The following is a 12569-nucleotide window of genomic DNA, read 5'->3' on the forward strand; positions in this document are numbered from 1 at the left end:
CGCCGCGCGGGAATATGCCAGTTTCGTCATGGGCGGGGACTTCGGCGGGGACTTCAGCCCCCGCTTTTTCTGGGGCCGGGGCTCTGGAATATTTTGCCGACGCGTGGGCCGCCCGCAAATACACACCTCCCATGGATGGCGCGAGTTGCCGCCCGGCTGGCCATGCCCTTCTGGAGCAGGTTGGCACCTGTATGCAACAGGGCTTTCCGCCCTTGCGCTGAGGCCTCACCCAGCCCGAGGCCACTTTAGCTCGCGCAATAGGCAATCACCTGCTTCACAAAATCCTCGCAGGCTGTGAGCTGGCTTTCATCCACATATTCATCAGCCTGATGGGCCTGGGCGATAGAGCCGGGGCCACAGACGATGGTCGGGATTTGCGCCATTTCGACAAACAGCCCGGCCTCGGTGCCATAGGCCACACGGGCATGATCGTTGCGGCCGGCCCAGCGCTTCGCCAGCGTGGTGATGGGAGCGTCCGGCGCGGTAGAAAGACCGGGAAAGGCTGCCTTTTCCTCGAAATGGAACCCGGCCTCAGGGGCGCGGGCCTTCATGGCCGGTTCCAGCTCCTCGCGGGCATGAGAGATGATCTCTTGCATCAGCGCCTCAATGTCGTCTTCCGGCAAGGCGCGCACTTCCCAGTCCATTACGGCACGCTCGGGCACGATATTCAGCGCCGTTCCGCCATGCAGCGTGCCCACATGGGTGGTGGTGTGGGGAATGTCATATAACGCATCGCGGGCACCTTCACGCGCCATGCGCTGGCCCACGGCGATGATGCGCGTGGCCAAAAGCGCGGCATATTCCACCGCATTCACCAGCTCCGGCGCACGGGAGGAATGGCCGCCACGCCCGTGCACCACGGTTTGCATGGAGCGCTTGGCCTTGTGGCCCACAACCACCTGCATCATGCTCGGCTCGCCCACAATGCAGCCTTCCGCACGGTAGCCCGCCGCCACCATGTGCCGCAGAAGGGGGCGTACGCCCAGACAGCCCACTTCTTCATCATAGGAGAAGGCAAGATGGATGGGCTTTTTCAGCGCTGCGGCCTGCATGTGAGGCACCATGCCAAGGCAGACGGCCAGAAAGCCCTTCATATCGCAACTGCCGCGCCCATAAAGCCGGCCCTCACGCGCGGTGAGGGTGAATGGCGGGGAGGTCCAGTCCTGCCCATCCACGGGCACCACATCGGTGTGGCCGGAAAGCACAATTCCGGCGGGCTCGCGCGGGCCGATGGTGGCGATCAGCGAGGCCTTGCCTTCAGCCTCATTCTCCACCCGCTCACAGGGAATGTTCCGGGTGTTCAGAAACTCTTCCACCGCCGCGATCAGCGCGAGGTTGGAATTGCGGCTTGTCGTATCGAAACCGACAAGTCGGGAAAGCCAGTCCAGCGTGAGGGCATCCGCCATGGAGGTTCTCCGGCGAGAGGAGGGGGCAGGCGCTGGCCGGAAGTGAAAGCTACACCCGCCGGCCAGCCATTATGGCATGTGCCTCAGGCACAGGAACAGCCTTCAGCCTCAGGGCGTGAAGGTGAACTGGCCGACTTCGCACACATTGATCTTGCGCTGGACGACTGTATCGCCATCAGCAAACCGGGCCTTGAAGTCATAGACGCAATGGCCGGTGCCGTCGTCAATATCGGCTTCGAGGGTTTCTCCATTCCGCAGAACATCGCCGCCCAGCATGTCTTCTTCCCAGCTCTCCTCATTCACATTGGAGGCGTAGAAGGCCGTCATCGTGTAGCCGGTCTTGTTGACAATATCGACCTTGCGATCGAGAGCCAGAGCAGGGGTTGCAAACAGGCCGGCAGTGACGAACGCCGCGGCAAGGATATGCTGTGTTTTCATTTGGTGTCCTTGAAAAAGGCTGGATATTACCCCTCTGCTCTTTTAACGAGCATTTTAAGGAAGGCAATATATGTAGCCCTTTCAGGGTGTTATATGCCTAAGGCAACAAAGTGGCGGTAACCGGAAAAGGTGTTGAATATGGTGGATGCAGCCGGGCTGGTACTTGTTCTGGGTGGTGCGCGCTCTGGTAAAAGCCGCCATGCGGAAGGGCTGGTGCAGGCGCAGCCCGGCCCTTGGGCCTATATCGCCACGGCTGAAGCGCTGGATGAGGAAATGCACGCGCGCATCGCACATCACCGCGCCAGCCGGGGGGAGGGCTGGCAGACGCATGATGCTCCGCTGCTGCTGGCCGACAAGCTGAAAACTCTGCCTCCCCGGCAGCCGGTTCTGGTGGATTGCCTTACATTATGGCTCACCAATCACCTGCTGGCCAATCATGACCTGGAGGCTGAAAGCGCGGAACTGGAACTGGCGCTGGCCGCGCGAGAGGGGCTCACCATCTGTGTGGCCAATGAGGTAGGGCTGGGTATTGTACCTGAAAATGCGCTGGCGCGACGGTTTCGTGATGCCGCGGGGCGGCTCAACCAGCGCCTGGCCGCGCGGGCTGCGCAGGTGGATTTCGTGGTGGCCGGCCTTCCCATGCGGGTGAAGGGGTAGGCTTCAGCCTGCAAACAGCAGCCAGCCCAACCCGGCCACCAGCAGAACCAGAGCCAGCATCAGCAGATCGGCCCGGCGATAGAGCCGCAGGGCCGCACGGATGTCCGCAGCTGTCGCCTCGCGGCGGCCATTTCCCATAAAGGCGTCTTCGGTGGGAACCCCATCATAGATCTTCGGGCCATTGAGCTGAAGATGAAGCGCGCCGGCCATGGCCGCCTCCGGCCAGCCGGCATTGGGAGAGCGATGGGCGTGCGCATCCCGGCCAATGGCCAGCCAGGCGAGATAGGCCGAACCACCCCCGCCCAGAGCCGCCGCCGCCACGATCAGCAGCCCGGCAAGGCGTGATGCCGGCAGGTTCACCAGATCATCCGTGCGTGCCGCTGCCCAACCAAAAGCGCCGTAGCGGGCATTGAGATGGCCGATCATGCTGTCAGCCGTATTGATGGCCTTGTAGGCGGCCGCCCCCGGCAGGCCCAGCATGCACATCCAGAAGGTGGGAGCGACCACGCCATCGGAGAAGTTTTCAGCAAGAGTCTCGATGGAGGCGCGGGCAATGCCGGCTTCATCCAGTTGTCGGGGGTCCCGCCCCACAATCTGGCTCACCGCTGTGCGGGCGGCTTCCAGATCGCGGTTTTCCAGCGCCGTGGCGACCTGCGCTACATGCCAGTGCAATGAGCGCTGGGCAATAAGGCTGCTGGCGCCAATGCCCGCAAGCACCATGCCGAAGGGCACCGTAGCCAGAACTGATTCCAGCAGCAGGGCCGGCAGGGCCGCCACCGCCACCAGAACCAGCAGGCAGACTACACCGCGAAAGCGGCGTGTGGTTTCGGGCAGTTCCTGAAGGTTCCACAGCCGATCCAGTCGGGAAATCAGCGCACCAATCCATGTGACCGGGTGGCCAATGCGCCGGAACACAGCATCGGGATAGCCAAAGGCGGCTTCCACCAGCAGCGCGATGGCCGTGACGCCAAAGCCCATTCTCTTGCCTCTTTTCTTGCCTCATTGGGATGAGCCGCAGGCCGCGACCGGATAATCGGCTCTCTCATATCGTATTTTGCTGGTTGCATGGGTATTGCACCGCGAAATCGTCATGCAAGGGCATTAGGTTTGCCAGCCATGGGCCGTAAAATCATGGCCATGCGATCTGGACGATGGTGCATCTGTATTTTCGCATTTTGCGGTGGGGCCAATATGCGCCACAGTTGAAATGCTGCGGTGCGGCAGCATGCCAGAGTGAATGAGGAGCAGGCGGAGACGCCTGCGGGAAAGCGGATGAGTGCACAGCCATTACCCGTTCTTGAAGCCGAAGGGCACACAGCGCCCCGCGTGCCGGAAAATGTGCGCGTTTACGCCATTGGCGACATTCATGGCCGGCTGGATCTGCTGCGCGCCCTGCAACAGCAGATCGACGCGGACAGGGACGCCCACCCGGACCGGCAGCATGTGGAAATCTATCTGGGTGATTATGTGGATCGCGGGGCGGATTCGGCCGGTGTGCTGGAGGCGCTGATCGCCCGCCAGAGCAGCCATGGGGCCATTTGCCTTTCCGGCAACCATGAAGAGATGCTGCTTCAGGGGCTGGAGGACAAGACCTCCTTTGAATATTGGCTGCGCGTGGGCGGCTATGAGGCGGTGCTGTCTTATCTGGATACGGTGCCGGCCAGCGATGACCCCACCTTGTGGGAGCAATGGCGCGCGGCCCTGCCGGCCACTCATCTCACCTTTCTGCGCAATCTGGGCCTTTATGACGTGCGGGGAGATTATCTCTTCGTCCATGCGGGCCTGCGCCCCGGCGTGCCGCTGGCGCAGCAGAAGCGGGAAGACATGCTGTGGATTCGCCGCCTGTTTCTGGATAGCCCCCTGCCGCACGGGCATTTTGTGGTGCATGGCCACCAGCCGGTGCCGGAGGTGGAGGTGCGGCCCAACCGTATGGATATCGATACCCGCGCCTATGACAGCGGCCGGTTGAGCTGCGTTGTGCTGGAAGGGGCGGAGCGCTTTATGCTCTCGACTTGAGGGGCGTTGAGGGCAATGCTTGGCGCGTTGGCGCATTCATGCTTCATTCGCCCGGAGTGATAGCGGAGCGGGTGCATGTTCATCGGGTTCTTTGAGGCGTTGAAGGCGGCGGGTATTCCGGTTTCCGTGCGCGAATATCTCACCCTCATGGAGGCGATGGATCGTGATCTCGCCAACCGGCAGGTGGAAACCTTCTACTATCTCTCCCGTGCCACGCTGGTGAAGGACGAGCGCCATCTCGACAAGTTCGACCGCGTGTTTGGCACTTGCTTCAAGGGGCTGGAAAGCGTTGTGGAAGAAGGCACGCCGTCCATTCCTGAAGAATGGCTGCGCAAGCTGGCCGAGAAATTCCTCACCGAGGAGGAAAAGCGGGAGATCCAGGCTCTGGGTGGCCTCGACAAGCTGCTGGAGACCATCGCCGAGAGGCTGAAGGAGCAGAAGGGGCGTCATCAGGGCGGCAACAAGTGGATCGGCACCGGCGGCACCTCACCCTTCGGGGCCTATGGCTACAACCCCGAGGGCATCCGTATCGGGCAGGATGGCAACCGTAATTTCCGCGCCGTGAAGGTGTGGGACAAGCGCGAATTCCGCGATCTGGACGATCAGCTTGAGCTGGGCACCCGCAACATCAAGGTGGCGCTGCGCCGCCTGCGCAAATTCGCCCGTGTGGGGGCGGCCGATGAGCTGGATCTTGAAAACACCATTCGTGAAAGCGCACGGTCCGGTTTCATAGATGTAAAGATGCGCCCGGAGCGTCGCAATGCCGTGAAGGTGCTGCTGTTTCTCGATGTCGGCGGCTCCATGGACTGGCATATCGCCCAGTGCGAGGAGCTGTTCTCCGCCGCGCGGGCGGAATTCAAGTATCTGGAGCATTTCTACTTCCACAACTGCGTGTATGAAAGCGTGTGGCGCTCCAACGCCCGGCGCAGCAGTGAGCGGATTGCGTTGCAGGATGTGCTGCACACCTATGGCAGCGACTACAAGCTGATCTTCGTGGGCGATGCTTCCATGGGGCCTTATGAGATCGTTTCTCAGTATGGCTCGGTGGAGCATTATAACGAGGAGCCGGGCAAGGTGTGGATGGAGCGGTTGCTCTCCACCTATCCCCATGCCGTATGGCTCAACCCTGTGCCGCAGAACCAGTGGCGCTATACGCAATCCATCCAGCTGATGTCCCACATCATGGAAGAGCGCATGTTTTCACTGACCCTTGAGGGGATAGACGCGGCCATGCGGGAACTGCTCTGAACCGGACCGTCCGCTCCATATATTCAGCAAGGTAGAGTATCTTCATGGGTGATCCGTCTTCCAGCACCCCTGTTGTGCCACCTGTTGCGCGCTATGCCTATCTGCCGCGGCTGGGGGGTGGTGGCGTGCAACTGGAACTGCATGGGCAGGCGTTGCACTGGAGCGTGGGGCCGCGCACGGGCGTGCTGGCGCTTGCGGATGTACAGCGGGTGCGCCTGTTTTTTCAACATGCCAAATTTGCGGCCTCCAGCTACGACATGCAGATAGAGGGGCGCGACGGCACCCGGCTCACGCTTTCATCGGCATCGCGCGTGTCGCTTTCACGGGTGGAGAACCAGTCCGCCGATTATGCCGCCTTTGTGCGGGCCTTTCATGAGGCGATGGCGGGAAGCGCTGCACGGCAGGTGGCCTATATTGGCGGTTATGGTCGCTGGCGCTGGAATATCATGGCGTTTCTGGGGGGTGTAACCTGCCTCGCCTTGCTGGCGGTGGTGGCCATGGAAGCGCAGGATGGCGCATGGCTGTTCAGCGGGCTTGTGGCGTTGTTCGGGCTGGTTCTGGCCTGGCCGATGGCTGAGGCGCTATGGCGCAATCAGCCTGCGCAATATGTGCCACAAAATCTGCCACCTTACCTGTTACCGGCATAGATGCAGGCTAGTGTTTCTATTGTTTTTCCGATGTGAGGCGGGGTGAGCGTTCGGCCTGTTCACCGCGCCTCTTTTGTTCTTGCTTTGCGATAGGCCGGCGCTATCTGGCCTTATGGTGGGGTGAGCGGAATTCTTGGTATCAGGATATTTCACATGCGCTCATTTTCCATCGCCGCTGTTGTGGTGGCGATCGTGGTCTTCCTTGTTGCTGTTGTGGTGTGCACCACTGGCATCTGGCCGCATTCCCTGTTTGCTCACAAAGACGAAGAGATTAAAGAGCCGAAATATGTGAACACGTATATTGACAGTATGGCGGATCTTCATCGCGCATTTCCAACACAGGCGGATATTGTTTTTGTGGGAGATAGTCGCGTTCAGCTGGCACAATGGCAGGATATTTTCCCCAATGCTTCTGTCGCCAACCGGGGTATTGGAAGCGATACGCTGGAAGGGTTGATGGAGCGGGTGGATACATTGGGTATTCGTAATCCTGAGCTGGTCATCCTTGAAATGGGCGCGAACGATATTTTGCTCAAGCACCCTCTGGAGAAGACTGTGCGCATGGCCAATCAGGCTATTGCCCGTCTCTCTGAGGAAGCCGGACGGCTTGTGGTTCTGGAGGTGATTGATTGCGCGGTGGAAATCTGCGACCGGCGTGAAGTGGCCGCGCTGAATGTGCAGATGCGCGCATTGGCCAAAAAGCACGGGGCGCAGTTTGTCGAGCTGAATTCCCGTCTTGCCGACCCGAACGGGCTTTCCGCCCGCTTCTCTCATGATGGTTTGCATCTGAATGCAGAGGGGTATCGGGAACTGGCGGATATTCTGTGCGCGCAGATTGAGGAATTGTCCTGCCAGAACAAGGTGCAGGAAGGGGCCGGGGAGCAAAAGCCAGCTGGTGGCCTGCCGCCCGTCAATGGATAAGAGCGCGTTTCAGTCGGGAAAATGATGACAGGCTGGGCCGTGGCCCGGCCTGTCCGCATTTTGCATGCGGTTCATCATTTTTCGTTCGTTTGTTTCTTTTCTCGCTCTTCTTCTTCGGCCTTGCGCAGAAGGCCGCTGGCAACATCGGCGAGGCGTGGAGCCGGCAGGGCCTCGAAGGGCAGGGGGCGTGTCACCGCAATCGCGGCCAGCCCCAGCCGGGCGGTGAGCATGCCATTCACCACGCCTTCGCCCAGCTTGGCGGAAAGGCGTGCGGCGAGCCCTTGCCCCACAAGCTGTTGAACCAGCGTATCTCCCGCCGCCATACCGCCGGTAATGGCCAGATGCCCCAGCACATGGCGGAACAGCCGCAACATGCCGAGCGCGCCGGGCCGGCCACCATAGAGCTGGGCCAGCCGCCGCATGAGGCTGACTGCGGTGTAAAGCACGAAGGCCAGATCCAGCAGTGCACGCGGTGAAATGGCCGTGACGACAGACACATTCTTGGCTGCGTCAGAAACCATCTGCCGGGCTTGTGAATCCAGATTTGGCAGCAGGCTGCGTTCTGTCAGCCGAACCAGATCCGCCCCATCAATGATGCTGCCGAGATGAGCTTCCAGATCCACCCTTGCACGGGCCAGATTGGGCCGCTCTGCTGTGAGGCGGAGCATGTCGCGGGTGACTTTCTCGGCCTTTGGGCGGTCATCTCCGGCCAGCGCTGCGGCGGCCATATCGCGGATATGATCGAGATGGGCGAGGCGGGACAGGCCCGTGACCTCTCGCACCACAACGCCCAGCGCGGCCAGAACCAGCACCAGGGAAATCGCGGCGCCAACATAACCCAGCCATTCATTCTGTGCGAACAGATCGCTGATAAGCCGGCTGAGCCCTACATAAAAGGCGAGGCTGACCACGCCTCCGAGGGCGGACCAGAAAATAGCTCCCCAAGGAATGCTCCCCTTCTTCGCTTCTGTCAGGGGCGGGGTGTCCGGTGCGGAAAAATCAGGTTCCGGCTCCGGGGGTGCCATGGTGATGTCCTCCTCATCCAGCCGGAACACCTGCGGGCGGCGTGGGGCGCGGCCGTGCGGGTTGTGCGTGCTGGCGGGGTCGTCTGTCATGGGTGGGCTACTCCAGGGGCCATCGGAATGTGCGTCGCGTCACACCAGCCTGTCGCCGATAAGAAACTGCAAGGTGCGGTCCAGCCGGATATGGGGAATGGGCCGGCTTTCGCCAATGCCTGCCGGGGGGCGGAAGCGCAGGAAGCGGAAGTCTGCTGCATCCGGGTCATCCGAGGCCAGCCCGCGAAAGCCGGTGCCTGCCGGATCGAACAGGCTGTCGGGGTCCTGTGGCAGATCACCCGGAAAGACTGCGACTTCCTCTTCGCCATCAAATACATGACCGCCGGCCATCTGGCCTTTTTCCGGGGTGCCGACAATGGCGTCCATATCATGTCCGTTGCGTCGTACGCGGGCCTCGCGGGTGGCGCGAATGGCGGCCAGAGCCACCACATCCAGCGCCGCCCCACTTTCACGCGCGCGCAGGCGGGCACGCTCGACCAGCTTCGCAAGAATGGCCTCCAGCCGATCATGGCTGGAGCGGTGCAGATGGTCAGCCTTGGTGGCGGCAAACAGCACCTTTTCCACCCGCGGACGAAACAGCGTGCTGATAAGAGTGTTCTGCCCGGTGCGGAAGGCGGCCAGAATACCATCCAGCGCGCGTTCCAGATCCGCCAGCGCCGCCGGGCCGGCATTCAGGGCCGAGAGAATGTCCACCAGCACGATCTGACGATCCAGCCGGGCGAAATGATTGCGGAAGAAGGGGCGCACCACCGCGCTTTTATAGGCCTCAAACCGGCGCTCCATCATCGCGCCCAGTGAACCGGGGCGGGTGGCGCCATCGGCGGGCAGGTCCAGCGGGGCGAAGGTGAGGGCGGGGGAGCCTTCCAGATCTCCGGGCATGAGAAAGCGGCCGGGTGGCAGCAGGCTCATGGCCAGCGTTTCGGTGCGGCAGGCGGCGAGATAGGCTGTAAACTGGCTGGCGACTTCCCGTGCGCGGCCTTCATCCGCGACGGTTTCGGCCTTGTTGGCAGCCACCGCTGCCAGATAGGGGCCGGCGACAGCCGCCCGCGCCGGAGCCCGAGCCAGAGCAAGGCTCTGTCGCGAAAATTCGGCATAGCTCATATCGAGCAAGGGCAGATCCAGCAGCCATTCGCCGGGATAGTCCACCAGATCCAGCGTAAGGTTGCGCAGTGCACCACGCGGTGTGGCATAGCGCAGGGCAATGCGCAGCTCGCTCACCCTTGTGGTGGATTCGGGCCAGGCGCGCGCCTTCTCCAGCGTCTCCATATGCGCTTCGTAGGCAAAGCGCGGCACAGCATCATCCGGCTGGGGTTCCAGGCGGGCATGGGCGATGCGGCCTGCCTGAGCCGCCTCGAACACCGGCAGGCGGGAAGATTGCGTGAGGGCATGAACCAGCGCGGTGGTGAAAATGGTTTTGCCCGCGCGGGACAGGCCCGTAACCCCCAGCCGCAAGGTCGGGTTGGTCAGGCCGGTAGCCCGGTCTGCCAATGTCATCAGCGCAATGCGCGCATCATCCAGCGCGTCGGCGAAGCCGGCCATGGGATGCCTCCGGAAAGCGTTCTGCCGGCTGTTCCATCCCGTGCCTGTGCCCCGCCCTTTCAGCCGCGTGCGCCTCAGGGCGTTTCGGGCAGTTCGCGCGGGGTGATGAAGCGGTCCAGCCGGCCGATAGATGGCGCAACAGACTGCCAGTCATCAACCGGCAGGTCGATAACCGCAAGAGCGCCAGTGGGAAATTTCGTGCTCAGCCGCTCCAGCGTATCAGCCGCTCCGGTTGCGCACAGGGTAAGGCTCAGCTCTTCAAGGCCGGGATTGTGCCCTACCAGCATCAGGGTCTGCACATCGCTGGCCTGCTCACGCAGCACGGAGAGCAAACGGGCGACGGGCGCCTCATAGATGCGAGGTTCGGACGCTGTGAGCGGGACGGGGTCCAGCAGGGGAGAGACCAGATCCCAGGTTTCACGCGTGCGACGGGCAGGCGAGATGAGAACCTTGTCGGCCAACAGCTTTTCGCGGGCCAGATAGACACCCATACGCGGGGCGGCGGCGCGGCCGCGCGGAGCAAGGGGCCGTTCCGGGTCGGCAATGCCATTGGGCCATTCGGACTTGGCATGACGCAGCAGAAGAAGGCGACGCATATGAGAGCTCTTCCTGACGCGTTTCAGGTGCGCTTCTTATGGCCTACGCCCATGGGCGAGTGCAACCTGTTCTCCGTCTACGGGCCTGTGGATTGTGAGCCGGATTTGCCCCTTGCCACAGAAATGGGCGACAAGGGGCATAGATACATGAAGGCGGCAGTGCTCTTAACCGGGCCGCTGCCGGTCAGGAATGCTGGGCTTCGGCAAGGCTTTGACATGAACAGTTTCTCATTTCCCTACCCTTCCCTGAATCGGAATGCCATGAGCGTCAGCCACGATGGTGCCGGCCGGGAGGGCGCTGTTTCTGGCGGGCGGGATGACGCAATGGGGCGGGCCCCGGCGGGTGGGTCGATGCCTTCCGAGGGGATGGATGCGCGGGATGATTCCTCCTCGTCATCCGTCGGGCGTATGCTGGATTGCGACATCTGCGTGGTGGGAGATGATCTGTCGGGGTTACTGATCGCCTGTGATCTGGCCAGCCATGGTTATGATGTGGCTCTGGTTTCTCCCCATGCGGACAACAGGGTGAGCCGGAGTGCGGCGTCGCGGACCGCTGAAGAGCCGGCTGCCGAGCTACCTGTCCGGTCTGGCGTTCTGGGGTTCGAGGCCAGCTTATCGCCCGGTTTCAGCCTGCCAACGGCGGATCTGGTGGCCCGGCTGGGGCGCGAGGATGCACAGGAGTTGCTTGCTCTTTCGCTGACAGCGGCGGAACGGGGCCTGCGTTATGTCACGGAATCCGGGTTGCCCAGCGGGCCTCGGGGGCGTTTGCTGGCGGCGCGGCCCCATGCCGCAGCCGCTCTTGCCGCAGAGCATGAAGAGCGTGAGGCGTTGTTGCCGCATTCCGGCATGATGCTGGATGTTGACCAGACACAGGCGCTGCTGGGTTCGCAAACCTTTTCAGCAGCTTTAGGCGTGGCACATGCCTATCGGGTGAATGTGGCGGCGCTGCGCACCATTCTGGAAGAAGCGGCGCTGCAATCCGAGGTGAAGCTGGTGGATGGTTCTACCGGCTTGAGCGCGGATCTCAATGGAGTGCGCAAATACATCAATGTGGGCCCGCTACGGGTGCGCGCCTATTATGTGGTGTTCAGCGGTGGGGCGGAGTTGTTTGATGTCGCGCCCGCTCTGGTGCCCGGATTGGTGGTAACGCCCTGGGTGTGCGGGCGGTTCCGCTTGTCGGAGGATGGGGGCGGATATCATGGCCTTGTCGATGAGTTCGGCTCTACGGGCCTGCGTTTCTACCATGATGACCAGACGTTGAATGTGGCCACTGAAACGGCTTTTTCTGCTTTCAGCGCCAGTCGTGCGGCGCGGGTTTTGCGTCGCCATGCGCGTGCGGTTTCCCCCCGGATTTCCGGTTTGCCCACCGATGCTGTGCGCAGCCTGAAACGCGCCCGCCCGCGTGAGCGGATGCCTCTGGTTTATGAGGGCGAAAAGGGCGTGTGGTACTGCGCGACGCAGAGCGAGGATGAGCCGGCCCATGGCGTGCTGGCGGCCGACCTGATTGTCGGAGCGATTGCAAACCGGGACGACCGAATCCGTCTGTTGCAGAGCTTTGGCGTCGCGGCTTCAGTTCAACGCCCGGTGGGTTGGCTGGAGAGGGTTGCATCTTATGGTTACGCAAGGCTTTCCAGAATCCTGCCTGCTGGCGGGGATAAAACTGTTGCAGCCGCGCCACCCCCAGCGCTTGCTGCACCGGCGGAAAAGCCGCAACAGCCGCCTGCGGGCGCTGCCGGAGAGGTGCCCGCAGAAGAGCCCGATGCCTCCGGCCGGACGCCTCAGGCTTGAAGTCTAATGTATTGATATATATGAACTAATGTGTTTCGATGGTGTTTTCTCTCGCTTGTCGTGAGGCTGCCATGCACGCTTCGGAAGCGGTCTGCGCCCTGAAGCACGAAGGCTTGGTGAAAGCCATTGTTCAGGCTGCGTTTCTTGCCCCCTTCATCTCGCCAAGGGCGCAAATCAATGCCACTATGTTAACCATAGTGAGTGCGCGTTTCGCAGATCAGGAGGATAGCGGTACGG

General features: G+C 61.9%; 12 protein-coding genes. 6 read left to right on the forward strand and 6 right to left on the reverse strand.

From position 1 onward, the window contains the following. Positions 1-245: 245 nt before the first annotated feature. Together argE and ACT6QH_RS09370 are read right to left on the reverse strand one after the other, a co-directional pair. Entirely contained in the window at positions 246-1406 is a 1161-nt protein-coding gene (gene argE / locus ACT6QH_RS09365) for an acetylornithine deacetylase (protein ID WP_444974549.1), read from the reverse strand. A 108-nt stretch (positions 1407-1514) separates the two neighbouring features. Then, positions 1515-1844 (reverse strand): hypothetical protein, encoded by a 330-nt coding sequence (locus tag ACT6QH_RS09370; RefSeq protein ID WP_444974550.1) that lies wholly within the window; start codon positions 1842-1844, stop codon positions 1515-1517. Positions 1845-1982: 138 nt separating this feature from the next. Here ACT6QH_RS09370 and cobU point away from each other — a divergent pair, with 138 nt between their 5' ends. Continuing rightward, on the forward strand, positions 1983-2501 hold the full coding sequence (cobU, locus tag ACT6QH_RS09375) for a bifunctional adenosylcobinamide kinase/adenosylcobinamide-phosphate guanylyltransferase (RefSeq protein ID WP_444974551.1): 519 nt from the start codon (positions 1983-1985) through the stop codon (positions 2499-2501). A gap of 3 nt (positions 2502-2504) precedes the next feature. Here cobU and cbiB read toward each other — a convergent pair whose 3' ends face one another. Next, positions 2505-3479 (reverse strand): adenosylcobinamide-phosphate synthase CbiB, encoded by a 975-nt coding sequence (gene cbiB, locus ACT6QH_RS09380; protein ID WP_444974552.1) that lies wholly within the window; start codon positions 3477-3479, stop codon positions 2505-2507. A gap of 294 nt (positions 3480-3773) precedes the next feature. Here cbiB and ACT6QH_RS09385 point away from each other — a divergent pair, with 294 nt between their 5' ends. From ACT6QH_RS09385 to ACT6QH_RS09400, 4 genes are all read left to right on the forward strand, one after another. Beyond that, positions 3774-4517 (forward strand): metallophosphoesterase family protein, encoded by a 744-nt coding sequence (locus ACT6QH_RS09385; protein ID WP_444974553.1) that lies wholly within the window; start codon positions 3774-3776, stop codon positions 4515-4517. A gap of 75 nt (positions 4518-4592) precedes the next feature. After that, entirely contained in the window at positions 4593-5765 is a 1173-nt protein-coding gene (locus ACT6QH_RS09390; protein WP_444974554.1) for a vWA domain-containing protein, read from the forward strand. A gap of 44 nt (positions 5766-5809) precedes the next feature. After that, on the forward strand, positions 5810-6412 hold the full coding sequence (locus ACT6QH_RS09395) for a hypothetical protein (RefSeq protein WP_444974555.1): 603 nt from the start codon (positions 5810-5812) through the stop codon (positions 6410-6412). A gap of 153 nt (positions 6413-6565) precedes the next feature. After that, entirely contained in the window at positions 6566-7333 is a 768-nt protein-coding gene (locus ACT6QH_RS09400; protein ID WP_444974556.1) for a GDSL-type esterase/lipase family protein, read from the forward strand. Positions 7334-7407: 74 nt separating this feature from the next. On the opposite strand, the gene ACT6QH_RS09405 is transcribed toward ACT6QH_RS09400, so the two are convergent. From ACT6QH_RS09405 to ACT6QH_RS09415, 3 genes are all read right to left on the reverse strand, one after another. Next, positions 7408-8448, reverse strand: coding sequence for a YcjF family protein (locus ACT6QH_RS09405; RefSeq protein ID WP_444974557.1), 1041 nt, complete (start codon positions 8446-8448; stop codon positions 7408-7410). Between the two features lie 39 nt (positions 8449-8487). Then, the gene (locus ACT6QH_RS09410; protein ID WP_444974558.1) at positions 8488-9948 is read right to left on the reverse strand and encodes a YcjX family GTP-binding protein; all 1461 of its coding nucleotides are present in this window, start codon (positions 9946-9948) and stop codon (positions 8488-8490) included. 74 nt (positions 9949-10022) lie between these two features. Then, entirely contained in the window at positions 10023-10544 is a 522-nt protein-coding gene (locus tag ACT6QH_RS09415; RefSeq protein ID WP_444974559.1) for a SixA phosphatase family protein, read from the reverse strand. Between the two features lie 261 nt (positions 10545-10805). On the opposite strand from ACT6QH_RS09415, the gene ACT6QH_RS09420 reads away from it, so the two are divergent. Further along, a complete protein-coding gene (locus ACT6QH_RS09420) occupies positions 10806-12332 on the forward strand; it encodes an FAD-dependent oxidoreductase (protein ID WP_444974560.1) in 1527 nt (508 codons plus the stop codon). Positions 12333-12569 lie beyond the last annotated feature (237 nt).

This window comes from Haloleucobacter albus (genome assembly GCF_052492075.1).

What these genes read in the sequence shown, in the direction of transcription:
- argE (WP_444974549.1), bottom strand. Translation starts at nt 1,406, where the DNA reads ATGGCGGATGCCCTCACGCTGGACTGGCTTTCCCGACTTGTCGGTTTC.
- ACT6QH_RS09420 (WP_444974560.1), top strand. Translation starts at nt 10,806, where the DNA reads ATGAGCGTCAGCCACGATGGTGCCGGCCGGGAGGGCGCTGTTTCTGGC.
- ACT6QH_RS09385 (WP_444974553.1), top strand. Translation starts at nt 3,774, where the DNA reads ATGAGTGCACAGCCATTACCCGTTCTTGAAGCCGAAGGGCACACAGCG.
- ACT6QH_RS09415 (WP_444974559.1), bottom strand. Translation starts at nt 10,544, where the DNA reads ATGCGTCGCCTTCTTCTGCTGCGTCATGCCAAGTCCGAATGGCCCAAT.
- ACT6QH_RS09405 (WP_444974557.1), bottom strand. Translation starts at nt 8,448, where the DNA reads ATGACAGACGACCCCGCCAGCACGCACAACCCGCACGGCCGCGCCCCA.
- ACT6QH_RS09410 (WP_444974558.1), bottom strand. Translation starts at nt 9,948, where the DNA reads ATGGCCGGCTTCGCCGACGCGCTGGATGATGCGCGCATTGCGCTGATG.
- ACT6QH_RS09395 (WP_444974555.1), top strand. Translation starts at nt 5,810, where the DNA reads ATGGGTGATCCGTCTTCCAGCACCCCTGTTGTGCCACCTGTTGCGCGC.
- ACT6QH_RS09400 (WP_444974556.1), top strand. Translation starts at nt 6,566, where the DNA reads ATGCGCTCATTTTCCATCGCCGCTGTTGTGGTGGCGATCGTGGTCTTC.
- ACT6QH_RS09370 (WP_444974550.1), bottom strand. Translation starts at nt 1,844, where the DNA reads ATGAAAACACAGCATATCCTTGCCGCGGCGTTCGTCACTGCCGGCCTG.
- cbiB (WP_444974552.1), bottom strand. Translation starts at nt 3,479, where the DNA reads ATGGGCTTTGGCGTCACGGCCATCGCGCTGCTGGTGGAAGCCGCCTTT.
- ACT6QH_RS09390 (WP_444974554.1), top strand. Translation starts at nt 4,593, where the DNA reads ATGTTCATCGGGTTCTTTGAGGCGTTGAAGGCGGCGGGTATTCCGGTT.
- cobU (WP_444974551.1), top strand. Translation starts at nt 1,983, where the DNA reads ATGGTGGATGCAGCCGGGCTGGTACTTGTTCTGGGTGGTGCGCGCTCT.